This window comes from Neisseria dumasiana (assembly GCF_022870885.1).
Lineage (GTDB): Bacteria > Pseudomonadota > Gammaproteobacteria > Burkholderiales > Neisseriaceae > Neisseria > Neisseria dumasiana.
The window spans coordinates 1,241,728-1,258,484 of sequence record NZ_CP091509.1 but is presented as its reverse complement, the minus strand read 5'-3'; the positions used below and the strand labels follow the sequence as shown (position 1 = coordinate 1,258,484).

General features: G+C 43.9%; 9 protein-coding genes and 4 pseudogenes. 5 read left to right on the top strand and 8 right to left on the bottom strand.

All coding sequences use genetic code 11. From position 1 onward, the window contains the following. Positions 1-1,803: 1,803 nt before the first annotated feature. The 3 genes and pseudogenes from LVJ88_RS05695 to LVJ88_RS05685 all read left to right on the top strand — a co-directional run. Positions 1,804-2,538 (top strand): hypothetical protein, encoded by a 735-nt coding sequence (locus tag LVJ88_RS05695; RefSeq protein ID WP_244694191.1) that lies wholly within the window; start codon positions 1,804-1,806, stop codon positions 2,536-2,538. 238 nt (positions 2,539-2,776) lie between these two features. After that, a pseudogene (locus LVJ88_RS05690) lies at positions 2,777-3,775 on the top strand (type I restriction-modification system subunit M); the annotation flags it as partial. Next, positions 3,768-4,130 (top strand): annotated as a pseudogene (locus LVJ88_RS05685) (type I restriction endonuclease subunit R); the annotation flags it as partial. The pseudogenes LVJ88_RS05690 and LVJ88_RS05685, both read left to right, overlap by 8 nt. Positions 4,131-4,191: 61 nt before the next feature. Here the strand turns inward: LVJ88_RS05685 and LVJ88_RS05680 are convergent. From LVJ88_RS05680 to LVJ88_RS05670, 3 genes and pseudogenes are all read right to left on the bottom strand, one after another. Continuing rightward, a pseudogene (locus tag LVJ88_RS05680) lies at positions 4,192-5,482 on the bottom strand (ISL3-like element ISPpu12 family transposase). Positions 5,483-5,503: 21 nt separating this feature from the next. Continuing rightward, positions 5,504-6,016, bottom strand: a complete 513-nt coding sequence (gene lspA / locus LVJ88_RS05675) for a signal peptidase II (RefSeq protein ID WP_027013448.1) — start codon at positions 6,014-6,016, stop codon at positions 5,504-5,506. A gap of 3 nt (positions 6,017-6,019) precedes the next feature. After that, the gene (locus LVJ88_RS05670; protein WP_004364974.1) at positions 6,020-6,916 is read right to left on the bottom strand and encodes a cation efflux transmembrane domain-containing protein; all 897 of its coding nucleotides are present in this window, start codon (positions 6,914-6,916) and stop codon (positions 6,020-6,022) included. 95 nt (positions 6,917-7,011) lie between these two features. Between LVJ88_RS05670 and cadR the strand changes: the two genes are divergently transcribed. Then, positions 7,012-7,419 (top strand): Cd(II)/Pb(II)-responsive transcriptional regulator, encoded by a 408-nt coding sequence (cadR, locus tag LVJ88_RS05665; RefSeq protein WP_007148576.1) that lies wholly within the window; start codon positions 7,012-7,014, stop codon positions 7,417-7,419. A gap of 89 nt (positions 7,420-7,508) precedes the next feature. Then, positions 7,509-8,435, top strand: a pseudogene (locus LVJ88_RS05660) (type I restriction endonuclease subunit R, EcoR124 family); the annotation flags it as partial. A gap of 280 nt (positions 8,436-8,715) precedes the next feature. Here the strand turns inward: LVJ88_RS05660 and LVJ88_RS05655 are convergent. The 5 genes from LVJ88_RS05655 to LVJ88_RS05635 form a co-directional block, all read right to left on the bottom strand. Then, entirely contained in the window at positions 8,716-9,879 is a 1,164-nt protein-coding gene (locus LVJ88_RS05655; RefSeq protein ID WP_085418391.1) for a hypothetical protein, read from the bottom strand. A gap of 118 nt (positions 9,880-9,997) precedes the next feature. Then, entirely contained in the window at positions 9,998-10,399 is a 402-nt protein-coding gene (locus LVJ88_RS05650) for a hypothetical protein (RefSeq protein ID WP_143773661.1), read from the bottom strand. A gap of 328 nt (positions 10,400-10,727) precedes the next feature. Further along, a complete protein-coding gene (locus tag LVJ88_RS05645; RefSeq protein WP_244694190.1) occupies positions 10,728-11,249 on the bottom strand; it encodes a hypothetical protein in 522 nt (173 codons plus the stop codon). A gap of 404 nt (positions 11,250-11,653) precedes the next feature. Then, positions 11,654-12,196: a hypothetical protein gene (locus LVJ88_RS05640; RefSeq protein WP_244694189.1), complete on the bottom strand. Its 543-nt coding sequence runs from the start codon at positions 12,194-12,196 to the stop codon at positions 11,654-11,656. A gap of 11 nt (positions 12,197-12,207) precedes the next feature. Further along, the gene (locus tag LVJ88_RS05635; protein WP_085418958.1) at positions 12,208-16,731 is read right to left on the bottom strand and encodes an RHS repeat-associated core domain-containing protein; all 4,524 of its coding nucleotides are present in this window, start codon (positions 16,729-16,731) and stop codon (positions 12,208-12,210) included. Positions 16,732-16,757 lie beyond the last annotated feature (26 nt).

Sequence of the window (16,757 nt, the reverse complement as noted above, 5' to 3'; positions counted from 1 at the left end):
AAGAACTGATTCGTATACGGTGTAACAGGAAGATATCCCATTTTGCTTTCAATAGATTAATTTTTTAAAATCAATCATTTATAAAATTCATACACAGTGATTTACACTTTAGACAACGGATATGTGTTTTATTTATTAAAAATACAAATGCCATTTCGCAAATTCCTTTTTGTTGAAAATTGGAAACATTTTTTTACCTTATTAGCTCAGGTGCGCACCTCAGCAATATCGAGTTTTAATATTAATAAAATCAAATGGATATATTCAGAAGTGCAAATAGCGGGCCCAAGCCCGCTATGTATTCATTATCTATTTTATCTTTGATAAGCATTTGGATAGATATACACGGTTTTACCTGTCGGCTTACCGTAGGTTGTGTTGATTGGTTATTCCTGCACAGCCAAGTGCAGGCAGTTCTCGGCGGCCAAGCCGAGAACTATTCCGGTCGGTGTGTAGTGACCGGACTCCGATTTTCGCCTTCGCAGGCTCCGCCTCAACAACCGGCGGTCGAACCGCCGGTCATCAGCCGGCAGCCCGTTCAACGCCCGGATGCCATCCGGTTTGATTACGATGAGATTGTTCGTTTGCCCGTTCCTTTCGTATCCCTCACGGGACTTACCTTTGCACGCTGAACTCACGCTCGGGTACGCAGCTTACGCTTTCCTACTCAGACACTCTCCCGGTCTTTTACCCTTTTCGCCGGTGCCACCCGTACGTTTTATGGGCAGTCAGACTTTCCCAAGTTAGTTTGTTGTTACTGCATCATTCCTAGCTGCCGCCTCACATAAATATCCATACCCTACGGCTACCCGGTGACCCGGTTTCAGTCGGTAAAGAGTCCACAAACCCTGACTTACTGGATATTTTGCTTCTTACGGCTCATTCAGTCCGCAGCCTCCTCATCACCATCATGAGGTATTCGGATGATTCAACACAGCGCCATTCGGCATCAGTTTCCCGACCCGTTTCGGCTACCGTTACACGCTTAAGCTCTCAACGACCCCGGATTTCTCCGGGTGCCGGCATACCAAGATTTCTCCCGTACGCCCTACAACATTTCTGTTGCACCGCAGCCGTCGTGTGTTGCATACGTCACGCTCTTTCGATACGTCCCGCAGGCCGGACTCTACCGGCTTTCACAAACAAACAGGTCGGTTCCGCATTACTGCGGCCGCCGTTTCCTTGTCGCCCGTTCTTGAAGGCCGAAACGGATTGGGTCGAATCGGGGAGTTTCACCCCGAAGCGCCCTTCGTAGTCGTACCAGCACCATTACGTGCATACGACTTCGGCAAACTGGACGGTTTGGCAGACCATCTCGATCTCATCACGTTGGGGGCTAGCCAACGATTAACAGGTGTGGCTAGCACCATCGGATAGGGTGATTGTAAGGGGTCTCCTTTTGCCGAGATAGGGGCTTTGGCTCCCTATCTCGGACTCTTCTATATTTGCTGCCCCTACCTGACTTAAAAATAAAGCCCTAACCCTTGATAATCCTAGTGGGTTGATTACATACCCAAATTTTAAAATTTGGCGTATGATATCTGCAACACAACACAAAAACACAACTGAATACGGTAAACCAAAAAAGTAAAAGATCAGGTGTAACAAGAGAGAAATGCGGCCAGGCATTTCGAATCGGATACCGATATTGTTGAGTGGCTTCTCGAAAGAAAGGATGCTGACGAACAGATAGCCTAAGTTGACCAACCGGTTTGGTGATGATGCGCATAGCGCCCGAACAAACTATATGGGCCAGAGGAAAAAACACTCCGGCTCCCCATAACATTTTGCCGAGGAGTGCAGATGATGCCATCCCAAACCCAAACCCAAACCGGATTGTTAATTTTTACCTGCCGTTCCATCTATATGCAGAGAATTGCCGATGCTGTAGAGGACGGCTACGAGTATTACGTCTGCGGTGAAGTGCCGACGGTAAAGTTGCCTGTATTGGTAGATAAATTTACCGTCAACTTCTCACTGCATCACTCGCCCAAACAACGCTACCGTGCGCGTCAGAAAGGTAAAAGCAGCACAAAATTGCTGTGCTACCGTCACGATAAGGAGCCGGATAAAGTCCGGTTTATTTTGCTGCACCGTCGCAATAAAAACAGCGATTTGCCCAAAGGTGAGCAATGGCAGATGGCCACCAACCGCCATACCCGGATTCACAGTAGCGGTTATGAGCTGGTGCGCCTGCCGAATGAACGCAAACCGGACAGCCCCAAGAAACCGTTGAAACCTTACCGGTGGTCGTGGCGGTATACCGGGCAGCGCATGAGCGATTTTGAAGCGGATATAAAACGGGCATTGGTCCGCAAGTCGGAAGCGGACTATTTGGCGTTGTTCGAAAGGCTCTCCCGCACATTAGGCTTCGCAGGTGTGCGACAGCAGGCATTCGGTTTGCTGAAGCGTATGGAATGTGAATGGTTGAAAACAACCGGGGAGGAGCCGCCCCGGCATTTTAATGGCAAGCTGCCTACGGTAAGGCGGTTGAAGAATGAAGGGATTACTTTGGCTGAATTGCAGAAAGAATCTTAAATGCCATAAATCAAAATATGCGGCTGGTAGGAGGAAATCATACCAGCCGTTTTGTGCCTAAATGATACAGGCAGTTTTCTTTATGACACCTCATTTCAAATGGAAATAAGGCATCATTATTTTCGACATATTTAACCTTTCGGATCAGTTATTCTGCCTACAATCTTTGCGTTTTAAGCTATACTTCCCTGTTTTAACTTACACATAATCTGTATATCTATTTTCAGGAGTACCTACCATGACAAGCACTCAACAGCGAGCCGAATTGCAACGTAAAATTTGGCAGATTGCTAACGATGTACGAGGCTCCGTCGACGGTTGGGATTTCAAACAATACGTTTTAGGTACCCTGTTTTACCGTTTTATCAGTGAAAACTTTGCTGCCTTTTTCAATGACGAAGATACCGACTATGCCACTCTGTCCGATAACGTTATCACAGATGAAATCAAAGAAGATTCAGTTAAAACAAAAGGTTATTTTATTTATCCCAGCCAACTTTTTCAAAATGTGGCGGCTAATGCCAATAACAATGAAAGCCTAAACACTGATTTGGCAGACATTTTTTCTGAAATTGAAAACTCAGCCAACGGCTACCCTTCCGAGCAAGACATCAAAGGTCTGTTTGCCGATTTTGACACCACCAGCAACCGTTTAGGCAATACCGTAGCAGAAAAAAAACAAACGTTTGGCTGCCGTGCTGAAAGGTGTGGCGGAATTAAATTTCGGCGATTTCCAAAACAACCAAATCGACCTTTTTGGTGATGCCTACGAATTTTTGATTTCAAATTACGCCGCCAATGCCGGAAAATCCGGCGGGAGTTCTTTACCCCACAACATGTATCCAAACTGATTGCCAAGTTAGCCACCCACGGGCAAAGCACCATCAACAAAATTTATGATCCGGCTTGCGGTTCTGGCTCTCTGTTGCTGCAGGCCAAAAAGCAGTTTGACGAGCATCTGATTGAAGAAGGTTTTTTCGGGCAGGAGATCAACCACACTACCTACAACCTCGCCCGTATGAACATGTTTTTACACAACATCAATTACGACAAATTCCATATCGAATTGGGCGATACCCTGCTGAATCCCAAATTGAAAGACAACAAATCTTTTGATGCCATTGTTTCAAATCCCCCTTATTCCGTTAAATGGATAGGCAGCGACGATCCCACATTAATCAATGATGAACGCTTTGCTCCGGCCGGCATTTTGCCGCCCAAATCCAAAGCCGATTTTTGTTGATAACGCATTGGGTTCGGAAACCACGCAAAGCGTGTTTGGCCATCAGTTGCATTCTTATGTGATTACCGATGCCATCCGTGATGAAAAGGTATTGAAATTCAAGGTAGATTACAACGATGTGCGCCCGCAGTTTAAATCACTTGAAACAGAAACCGATGAGAAGAAGTTAAGCGCAGCCGAGAATAAGCAAGCCTTACTACACCCTGACCGCATCCGCGAAATTTCCCAATATATTTTGAATCATTTCAAACAGAAAACCCACCGCCTCAATGCCTCGGGCAAAGGATTTAATGCCATGTTTGCCGTAAGCAGCGTGGAGGCGGCTAAGCTTTATTATGAATCATTTAAAAATGGGTATACGGATTTAATGGTTGATGGGTCACCTTCACCCCATCAATCTGATACCACCCTCAGATGGTTGATAGATCGACTCCGTAGTTGAGTTCCTCTGCGAAGTCCGGCAGTCCGTAACCGATGGTTTTCTTGTAGAAAGGAGAGACCTTCGCAGTCGGTGCCTTCTTCTTGTGCTTCGTGGTGTAGAGCATTCGTGCCCGCATCACCTCGAAGGAGTAACCGCGCCCTTCACGGTTCTTGTCCTTGGCCAGTCGGTTGATGGACTCCGTGTAAGCGTTGGTGACGGGCATGTCCGTCTCGAAGTAGGTCATGGTCTCTTCGCGCCAGTTTCCCACTGCCCTGACCAGATCGCTCCAGACTTCCTTTTGGCCCTTCGGGATGGTGGCTATCCACTCGTCCAGGGCGGCTTCTGCCTGGAGCCGTGTGGTGGCGTCCCAGATGCCGTAGAAGCGCTCCTTGTGCTCGTAGGCGGCCAGCAGTTGCGGGAACGCGCCTGTCCAGGTCTCCATGATGAGGCGCTCCCGGTCTGAGACTTCGTGAGCGCGTTTCAGCAGGATTTTCCGGTCTCCCTTGAGAGTCCGGGCTCTGGGACGGTTTCAGCTCCTTTCTGAGGCCCTTGCGCACTCTCTCTAGGGCATCGTTGGCCATGCGCACCACATGGAACTTATCGACCACGATACGGGCCTGGGGCAGCACAGCCTTGACCGCTGCCCGGTAGGGGTTCCACATGTCCATGCTGACGATCTCGACCTTCTGCCGGTCTTTCAGCTTCATCAGGTAGTTGGTCACCACGTCCTGGCGGCGGGTGGCCAGCAGGTCGAGCAGGGTTCGCTCCTCAATGTTGGTCAGAATGCAGCGGTAGCGCTTGTTCAGGTATAGCTCGTCAATGCCCAGGATGCGGGGCGTCTCGAAGCGGTGCCAGCGCCCCAGGAACTCGGCGCGGGCGTTGAAGATGTCGCGCACCGTCTTCTCGTCCAGGCCGGTCTGTGCCGCCACAAAGGTGTAGGGGTGGTTGAAGGATTCCTTCTCCACGTACTCATGCAGCCGCAGTGTCATACGGAATCCGTCCACCATCTCCGGTAGCTGGGGCCTGAATGTTGTCTTGCAGGCCCGGCAGGTGTATCGGCGGCGGACCACCCAGAGAGTGACCCGTTTGCCGTGGATGGGCAGATCACGATAGGGAACGTCACGCTTGCCGAACCGTACGAACTCACCCTGCACGCCGCATTCCTCGCAGGCGATGGGATCGGGCACGTCCACCTGGAAGTGCATTTCGTCGTCGGTTGATTTGCAGCCCAGTACTTGGTATTGCGGCAGGTGAAGGATGTTGTCGGGAAGTTCGGTCATGGTGTTGTATAGGCGTAGGTGTCAGTCAGATCCATCCGACTCGGCATTGGTGTTTGCTTTTTTACCCAACAAGCTGCTGGAAACGAAAAGTAAGGCACCGAGGACAATTGCAATATCAGCCAGGTTGAAGGCCGGCCAATGCCAGTCTCGCCAATAGAAATCAAAGGAATCCACAACATAGCCGCGAAAGACCCGGTCAATCAGGTTACCCATGGCGCCACCGAGGATAAGACTGTAAGCGATGGCTTCTCCTTTATGACGATTTTCAAGGATCAGCTTGATCAGAAAAATCGAGACCACTACCGTGATTCCGATAAAAAAGTAGCGCTGCCAGCCTCCACCATTCGCAAAAAGACTGAATGCGGCACCGGTGTTCCATAGGTGCACCCAGTTAAAGAACGGGGTCACCGAAACATACTCGCCATAGGCCATTGATTGCTGCACCAGCCACTTTACAGCCTGATCAGACGCTGCCAGCAGGCCCGATATGGACAATAGGGCATACGGCGAGAGCTTTTTGCCAATAATGAGCATTATTTAACCCTTCAACGCCAAAATGCGTCTGGCACCGTTAAGTACAATGCCCCCCGCGATGGTGCCGATAATCAGATCCGGATAATTGGAACCGGTCCACGCGACCAGGGCGCCGGCGGTGATGACCCCCAGGTTGATCACCACGTCGTTGGCCGAGAATATCCAGCTTGCCTTCATGTGCGCCCCACCTTCCCGATGTTTGGATATGAGCAGCAGACAACTGGTATTGGCAATCAATGCGACGAATGCGATAGCCATCATCACCAGCGATTCAGGCTCACTACCGAATACAAAGCGTCTCACCACCTCTACGAGCACGCCCACAGCCAAGATCAGTTGCAGTACACCAGCAAGATGCGCGGCACGTACCTGCATTTTCACGCTATGTCCAACCGCATAAAGGGCAAGCCCGTACACCGCCGCATCGGCAAAATTGTCCAGGGATTCTCCAATCAGGCCGGTGGACCGGGCGATCAGACCGGCAGTCATTTCCACCACGAACAGAAGTGCATTGATGCCGAGCAACCAGCGCAGGGTCCCGGATTCTTGCTTAGCAGAAGCTGCCGAAAACTCGGCGGCCTTGATGGTCTCCGGATTTGCAGCGACGGTTTCCTGAAGCGAGGCGCCTAGCCCCAAGGTCTTCAGTTTCGAGGTGACGGGCTCGACCTCGCCGTCATGCACGACCTTCAGCCGGCGGTTCGACAAGTCGAAGGACAGCGCCCGAATCTCCTCAAAGCCGTTCAGGGCTAGGCGAATCATTCGTTCTTCTGATGGACAGTCCATCTTCGGCACGGCATAAACACTGACCCATCTCCCTGGCGCCTCGGAGGAGGCCTGTATATCGGTATCCGCTGCGGACGTTGCATCACCGCCACAGGCGCCACCACAGGATTTGCTCATGATACGACTCCACTTGAACAATGTTGTGGTACCATTTTAAACTATAAAGCTACTATAAGGTCAATAGAGTAAAGAATCCGTTGGGGAGGAGGCTGATGCGCATTGGTCAGTTGGCGCAGTTGGTAGGGGTCGAAACACAGACGATCCGCTTCTATGAACAGCAGGGCTTGTTGCCGCCGCCTGATCGGCAGGACAACGGTTACCGTGTCTATACCGAGAAGCATGGTGAGGGGCTGGCCTTCATCCGTCGCTGCAGAATCCTGGGCCTGTCACTGGCTGAGATTCACGAACTACAGAGCTATCAGGACGACCCTCATCAGCCTTGTACCGCCGTCAACACCTTGCTCGATGATCACATCTCTCATGTGCGGTCGCAGATAACCGCTCTGCAAGCGCTTGAGAAACAACTCGTTTCACTGAGAGCGAGTTGCAACGATGACCGGGAAGTTGAGGCGTGTGGGGTTCTTGCTGGAATTAGCGAAGGAAACATGCACCAGCAGTAGGTGAAGCATCAACCAGATAATCCGATGAGATGCCGGTCTGTCTCACTCTCATGCAAAGGTAAGATCAACCATTTAATCCGCTTACCCTTAAAAATCTGCAAAAAGAGCATTCAAAGCCACTAACCATTGCAACGATTTTTTCTTTTACAGCCAACGAAGAGCAAGATGCAATAGGCGACATTCCGGATGAAAGTTTTGAACCTTCAGCCATGAGTGCCAGCGCAAAAGAATTTTTAAGCTATGCAATTAATGATTATAACGCCACTTTCAAAACCAATTTCAGCGTAGAAAGCAAAGCGTTTCAAAACTACTACCGCGATCTTTCCTTGCGCGTTAAAAATCAGGAAGTAGATTTATTAATTGTGGTGGGTATGTTTCTAACAGGTTTCGATGCCCCTACGCTAAACACTTTGTTTGTGGATAAAAACCTGCGCTATCACGGTTTGCTGCAAGCTTATTCACGCACCAACCGCATTTACGATGCCACCAAAACCTTTGGCAATATTGTTACCTTCCGTGATGATGTGGTTTTTGAAGTCGATTTATTAAAATCGCAAGAAATTGATTTGGACTATATTCTAGATCTGATTTTTGAACACAATCAAAAAGTCAAGAATAAATCAGAGCTGGTTGAAGAGATCATCCGTATTACCCGGGCTAGCCTGAACAATCGCCCTAAAGAAACTTTATTAGTTGATTTTATTAATCAAACAAATTTAGGCAATATTCCTGATAAGGACGGTGTTGCCAATGCTTTTTTACAATTTGCACAAGGCGAGCAACGTCGTGAAGCCGGTGAATTAATTGTTTCGGAAGACTTAAATGAGGAAGCGACCAAGCGTTATATTACCGTTTCGTTGAAGAGGGGATATGCGAGTGAAAATGGCGCTGATCTCAATAAGATTTTGCCGAAAATGAGTCCTTTAAATCCCCAATACCTTACTAAGAAGCAAAGAGTTTTTCAGAAAATCAGTGCATTTGTCGATAAATACAAAGAAGTTGGCGGAGATATCTAAGATAGGATGAACCAATTGGTTTGAGAATTGGGATATTTATAGACGCGGATACTAAAAAAGCGTTAACGCATGTGATGCTATATATATGGGATTTTAAGTTCCATATATATAGCTCACTATAGTGGAAAGGTTGCTGCATAATTCAATCATTAAGAATTTTCAGATAGGATTAATAGGTAAAGCTCATATCTTTTAATAAAAGAGTATTTCCAATAAATTAATATTTGAAATGTACAGAATATAAGTTTGGAACGGGTAAAAGAGGCCCAATCTGAACCGCTTATTCATTGTACAAAATGGTATTGACTTGCAATCCACCCAAGAATACGTTTCCTTCTTTTTGCCATGCTAGTAACTGTTCTTTTTGAGAAGCGCTTGAATCTATCATCAAGGCTAAAATTAGCCATGCAATATTGGGAGGAATCCCACATAGGTTATTATTTGCCATACATTCAATAAAATTAGATGCAAAATATTGGCTATTTAATGTCTGACCAAATAATTTTCTTAATTCCAAAATATCTTTAGAATTTAAACCGGCATTCCATAAAGCGTCTATTTTCCTATTGGCCAGGCCAAATTCAGTAAAGTGCCTAACTGCTTTATCTGCATTTTCTATATTAGAAAAATCTATATTTGTGGGTCTTTGAAACCACCATTTGACTTCCCAATTAAATTGGCTAATCTCTTCAGAAGAAGTAAAAGCAACCCAGCAAGCATTTTCGGTGAACAGCATAGAATCTTCATGGTTCATAGCGACCGAAAATACAATTTGCAAACCCTCTGGGCGTTTTTTGAACCAATCATTAATTTTATTTAAAGAGTTATCTATTGAAGCAAATGTCCAGCGGGCACAGTCCTCACCTAAATCACTGGCGGCTGTTTTAATCTTACTAACTTGAACCTCTTGGTCATACGAAGCATTACCAGTCAAATAAACCATAATATGATTGTGACCGGTAGACTCAATCAACTTAAAAATATCTGACACAAATAAAGCATAAATATTCAGTTCTGTATCAGTAGTTCCCTCTTTCCGGGCGAATATAGCAGGGATGTCCTGTTTTTTAGTGATCAGCGCCTCCCGGCTCAAACCTTCAGGAAGGTAAAAACCTGATGCCAATATTGCAATACGCTTTTGAGCCCAAGTTCCCCAGCGTTGCCGGATGTTGTTTTTTTCTTTTTCCCATGCTAAGAAACGTTGCTCGTTATTCATTTCCCACGAAAACACTAAAAAACGAGCTAATGCACAGATAAGTAAAGGCAAAAAGAATACGATTCCCCAAAACCATACAGAATGTGCAGTATTACCCCACATTAGCCATAAAGTTGGTGTAATTATTAAATATAAGAACACTAAAACCATCAACCAAATAGGTAAAGTATTCCATTTGTACTTTTGAGGCTTCGGAATCTCCGGAATATCGGGAATATTCCACTGCATATGAGTAAACTCCTATTGAGTCATGTTGCTTTATAATTAATCGATAAATAATAGCGTTCTAATAAAAGAATTGCTCACGATCTTTCTACTTTTATTCCTATTTTTGACAAATGCCTACCTAAATTGATGCTGTAATTAAAAGAGTTATTGCAGCTTGTTTAGCATCGTAAATGAAACTTAAAGAATCCCATACAATATTTAAATTTTTAAAGTCCAATTTCATTGGGCTAATAAGCTCATAACTCGAAGCTAGAGTAGGATATTTTTTAATAAACCTACGAACAATTTTTGAGCTAAGTATATCGTTATCTAAATAAACAAAATCTTTAAATAAAATATAAATTTCTATTTGCTGAGAAATATTTATCGCTACATCTGCTTTTTCACTCAGATATGTAATTTCATGCCTCAACACATAGCTATTATTAGAAAGATCAAAAAAATCCTTTAATTGTTTATGGCAATCATCTGTGAAATCAATAACTATACTATTATCTATCGCTATTTTTTTCTGGTTCATAAAAACTTGTAGATTATTATTCATATTATTAAACTATTTAATTAATGCTTGTTAGCTATTCTAATTGGGTATTTAGAGTAGGCAGTTTTTTAATTGAACCAATACTAATAGTGAATGAGATTAGGTCGTACCTTAGCTACTTTGACTCTTTGAGATATAGGTCTGTCCTTAAGCTACAAGTAAGGACAGACAATCCTGATCGAGCTAGGCATAAAGCTTACCACGGCCATCTGAAAGTAGAGCTACAGGCTGGAAAATTGATCAACTAAATTTTTTCAGGCAGAATTGTTTAATGTTTACTTGTGAATTTTCATTACATTTGAATTATTTATTTAGGAGAATAAACGACCATTTCTCCGTTGGGATATTCTCCTTTCCAACCGCAGGGAAAACCTCCATTTTGATAAACTTCTATTTGTTGTTCAATGAATTCATCTTTTTGTTGAGAAAATATGCGGTATGCAGCAAAAGTTAAAAAATCATTATAAACAAAATCAGTAAACTCATCAGGAAATAAATCTTTTTTTTCTTTCTGTTGGAGAATAATTAAATCCCATAATTCTTTTTTATAATCCTTCCATAAATATTCTGCTTTTTCCTCTTCTTCGACGCTCATTCCCTCAAATAAATAAGTTAACGGAGTTCTATCTTCTAGTAAATCAGGATAACTACTATAAATTGCGTAATCAGGATCTTGTGTTTCGTATAAGTCCTGTGCTTCATTTTTATTAAAAGTAATGGAATAATTTGACAAATTAAATCCTCCACAAAAGAAATTTGGATTTTTTAAAATTTCAAATAAATTCTTTTTTTGAGCTTCAAACTTAATTTTTAAACTATCTAGCATCATTTCAGTATTCTTTTAAAATTGCTTTCCATTGTTCATCAGTTGCATCAGATTTACGCATAATTGGCCCCCTTTATTTAACATCCTTCCTAAAGATTTTTGTAGGACAATCAGCTGATCCTTTTGTTTAGTACAAGCTTCTTTAGAAATAGTTGAACAATTACTTTACTTACAATAAGAAATAGTACAAGTGGTTGTACTCCTCATTAATTTCATTGTTACAAGTAAAACGGGGGCAATCTTTTTGCTTAAGGCATCTCTGTGATATTCGGTTATTTCTGTCTGATTCACTTAGGTATATGATTTCATGGCTTAATACTTAAACAATTATCAGAAGAATAAAAAAATATTTAAGTTTTAGGCGCTTAGTTTGTTATGTATAGTTAATTGGATAGGAAAAATCAAAACTAATTCAAAGTGAAGTAAAGATTCCCTGAATTATCTTTGTCGTATAGTTCCAGAAATTGCATCTTTAAATTATTTTCTATGACCATTTCTTTAAATTTATCAGTAACTCCATATATATATGGTTTTTTTTCATCTCTAAATATATATTTTGAAGACATATCTTTATAACAATCTAAAGATTTATTATTTAAAAAACTAATGCTATTTTTTATATATAAAGCATATATATCAGATGGAGTGTTATTAATTAGGCATGGGAAAAATAAGGCATCTTCTTTCAATTTATCATGTGCTATTTCAAAAAAATTTCTTGAAAACAATAAAATACCAGAGGATGAAAAATAAAAGTCCGCGTTTAAAATTGTAGTAATTTGAGTTTCAAACTCATTGTCGTATGTTAGATTTATACGAGGTTTTTGCAAGAAAATATCATCATCATTGAATTTGAAATAGTCTAAGATACTATCCTTGTTATTACCTTTCAAATTAAAAGAAAAATCAACATTAATGTTTTTAGGGGGAAAAATTGTATAGAGTTGCATATTATCTGCTCCTATTTTTTCTTACGGTTTAAAGGTGATGCGCAAGTATATTTACCTGTTTGAGTACCAAGTCTTAGTTCCCTTTGTAATTTTTGAACCTCTTGCTGATAGTTTCTATAATCCCATTTTTTATTAGCTTTTGCGTCTGATTTTGATCTTGCTTGGATAGCATCTAATTTAGCTGCAACTTTTGCATTGTATTGTGCATGTTCTTGAGTCCATCCACGATGTAGTCCTAAATTTGGATTTCTATCAATTCCTTCGCAAATGGGCATATACATCAAATTGGAAGCTGAATTAATATTCATTCCCGATTTTAAAAATACCTCATGATCTTTTAAACTATATGGGATAATATGTTGCCGCTGATAGCCTGGCTTAGAAGGCATTACCTTATGACTTGGCATTCTTCCGCTATTGGTAGGTCGCAGCCCCCATGGATCAATCCAGCCTGTTGGATTATCTACATAAGCATACAAATTATCTCCACCCCACAACCCAATTGGATCCTGACTGATGAATCGTCCGACACTAGGGTCATAATACCTGAACCTATTGTAATGTAGTCCGCTTTCCTTATCGTAATACTGCCCCTGAAAGCGGAATGGAATGTTGATACTGAGGCCGTCTGAAATATTTTCGTGCTCAATTTCTCCCCAAGCTTTGTATGTGGCTTCCCAAACGGTTTTGCCTTTTTCATCAGTCGCCGCTATCGGTGTGCCTAGGTGATCTAGGCGATAGTAGATGAGGTCGGGTTGGGTGTCTGGCTGTTTTGGTTCTTTGAGAAGTGGATCTGCTTCCGGATCATATGAGTAGGGCAATACCACTCTGCTTGGGCTGGGGATGCCACTTACCGAGGCCGTCTGAAACTGAGCCACAGGTTCGAAGGTATCGGGCTCAAAGATATAGTGGATGCTGCTGTCTCCATTAGTTTCTACTGCCAGCGTATCTTCCTGCCACAAGTAAACAGTAGTGTTTCCGTTGTGCGTTTTGGCAATTCTTCTGCCTAAGGCATCATAGCGATACTCTGTTATGCCTGTCTGATTTTCCAGTTTGATAAGCTGATTGTAACCGTTCCATGTGTAGCGGGAGGTGTTGCCGTTGTTGGTTTTTTCAATCAAATTGCCTTTAACATCATATTGGTAATGTGTTCCGGCGTATTCTTTCAGCAGATTTCCCCACACTTTGTTTAATACAGGATATTCCGCCGCTTTATCTGCCGGTTTGTACGTATCTAAGCGATTTCCGGCTGGATCAAAGGCGAAGATTTCTTGGTTGTTGGGGGTAATGGCGGCAATCAGACGGCCAACCGGGTCGTAGTGGTATTGAATGCTGCCTTTAGGGGTTTGAATGTCAATAAGCTGACCAGCTTTATCGTAACGGTAATTACGGATGCTACCGTTACTGCTTTGTTGCAAAATTCTGCCGAGAGGGTCGTAGCGGGTATGTTGAGCGGTTTTGTTGCCAAGGGTGCGTTCGGTTTCGCGGTGCAGCCGATCACGTTGGTAGGCGGTAATTTCCCGTTGGTTGAGGGTGAGGCCGTGCACATGACCGCTGCCATAGCGCATCATTCCGATTCGTTGGCCATCGGGTCGGATGGTTTCGATACGGTTGCCCAATTCATCATAGTTGTGTCGCCACACATAACTACGGCGACTGTTACCAAGCCTGTAATGCTGGTATTCCTTTACTAGGTTGCCGAGGGTGTCGTAAAAATACTGGTAATGGCTATGATTGTTACGCGCCTCGACGAGGCGACCAGCGGCATCGTAGCTGTAATTTTCTTTGTCGGCTTCCCGGGCTTCTCCTTCTGTATTGTTTATCAAGATGCTGCGGCTTTCGATGCGACCGGCCGCATCGTAGTTAATGGCTGTAATGGTATCCGCTTCATGAATTTCACGGAGGACACCACTGCCTTCGGTATAGTGGTAGCTGGTAGTTTTGCCGTCAAAGCCGGTTTCTTCCAACAATGCACCGACACTATTGTAACGGAAGCCGTAAACGGCACCATTTGCATCCACCAAACCGGTAAGCCGGCTGTTGAGATCGTAGCGGTATTGGACACGGTTGTCTGCCGCATCGGTTCGGATAAAGACGCGACCGGCACGATCGTAAGTGTAGCGGGTGGATTGTGCCAGTGGGTCGGTATATTCTAGTAGGCGGCCTTCGGGATCATATTGGTAGTGCTCCTGGGTGCCGTCTGCTTGGCTAAGCGTTTGTAATTGACCGCGTAGGTCATAGGTATAGCGTGTAGTATGGCCTTCTGCATCGGTTTGCGATGTCAGACGGCCTCTGTCGTCATAGGCCCAATGTGAAGTGTAGCCGGAACAATCGGTATGGCTGCTAATTTGTCCATCGGCTGTCCAGCTTAGGGTTTTAACGCCGCCTTTGGCATCCGTAATCCGTACAGGCAAACCACGCTCATCATAAACATAACGAGTTTCGTTAAATTCGGGATCAGTTTCCCTCACCATATTGCCGTTACTGTCATATTCGCGCAGCCAGCGTTGGTTATGAGGGTCAGTAATGGCAGTCAGATTATTGTCAGCGTCGTATTCGAAAGAAACGACACTGCCGTCGGCTCGGATATGCTCGAGCAGATTGTCTTTGTCGTCGTAGGTGTAGTTGTCTTCGCTACCGTCAGGATGAATATGAGTCGTAATGTTTTTACGCTCATCGCGGAAAAACCATTCTTCAGTATGGTCGGGATAAATAATCCGGTAAGTATAATTTTCTGCATCATACAGATAACTGGTTTTGTAGCCGTAAGCATCAGTTACAATCGTTTCACGGATATTCTCATCCCATTGCAACGTTAATTCTCCGCTACCGTCATCAGCATATTCTCGAATACATTTAGCCCAATGGCGACGTCCCTGCCATTCAAGGTTGATACCTCTTCCTGTACGGTCCGTATAACGTGTAATCAAGTGGTCTTGGTAAGCATATTCGTAAACGTCTCCTGCCTCATCAGTGGCCTTGATAAGATTTCCAAAATGATCATATTCGTAGGCTACCAGCAAACGGGCATTGTCTCCGGCCAATTCAATACGGCTGATTTTATTCTGCTCGTTATAGTGGATAACCACCAAGTTATTATTGGTGTCATTAATCCCAACCAAAAGATGGCCTGAATAATGAAAGCCAAGTACATTACCATTACGGTCTTTAATAGTTAATAAACGAAAAACATCCCCATAACGCTCATAAATTTCAAGCAAATCTTTGCCAACGTTAAGGGTCAGAATGTCCTCACTGACACGCATCAACGTAAAATCTTCTATGGGATGATGATAAGCTCTACCGGGTTCCAATAATGGAAAAGGTACAGCTCGACCGTCAGAGGTGTGGTATAACAACTCTCGTTTACGGATGCCTATGCGTGCAGTATAGGGAGTGATCCAGCGTGCCCCCAATTCACCCCGCTCATAGGTGATTAATCCTGAGCAGTAAGTGCGGGTCCAGCTGATCGGCATAATACCTGGCAGGGAAAAATCTATATGGGTAAATGTTTCTTGTCCAGTAGCAAAATCGATAGATTTTCTAGAAGCGCCGGTACCGCAGCTTTTGCAGTCAGAAGGCTTATTTTTACTTTTACTTTGCTGAGTGGACGCATCCAGACGAGCATTTTGGTTGGTTTTTTGGCTTTTACCAGGAATAGCGGCTGGGCGGCTGATGTTTTTGCGTTTTTTTAGGGCAGATAAAAGCAGGTTTAATAATTTTAATAATCCTCCTGCCAGTCCCATAATCCGAGCATCTACTGTATTTCTATATCCATGCAATTGAGCAGCAATTACAGACAATTTGGTTTTGATTTGCGGGGGAACCAACTTGGCAACAGCTGCATTTGCTACATCTTTCGCAACAGCTTCAGTTTTATATCCCGCTGCTACACGATATAGATTGCGGCCCTGTTCAGTCCATACAGTTCCTTTGTTATAAGCCTCACTTGATTTTCGATGTAGTGTGCGAGTGTCAAAAACTTTACCTGAGGATATTTTTGTTAAGGCATCCGCACTAGATAATAAGGTTCGCTGAGCATGCCGACTAACTTCTTTTAGCATGCCATTCATTTGTCGTTGAATAGCCGCTACATATTTTTCAACGTCTCCCTTGTGCCCTGCCAAAATATGATTGGCGATTGCTGTAACAGCTGCTTCAGTCAAAAGTCCTTTGTGCCGCAACGCTTGTTCACGTACTAAAAGTAATGTAGGACGTAACGTAGTCCTTGCTGCATTACCAGTTCCTGGAATGATCCCGATAACATTGATGGCCAAATTCATCCAGTCGAACATATCGGTATTTTTTTTGCTGGCCATATCTTTAATAGCAAGCATGGTATCAACAACAGCCATTGCATTGCCGATAACAGGTATTGCTCCGGCAGCCATTGCCAGCCTATCTAAAGTTACATAGCCGTCTGAAATATTTCTGAGCCACCTATCAAATTTAGAAGCTCCTCTTTGGGCATCCTTGGTGAAAGTATTTTTAGGGCCAACTGCAACTTTTTTATATGGTGTGGTTTGAGGAGCCATTTTGATGTTACTCTTTAAAATTCAAA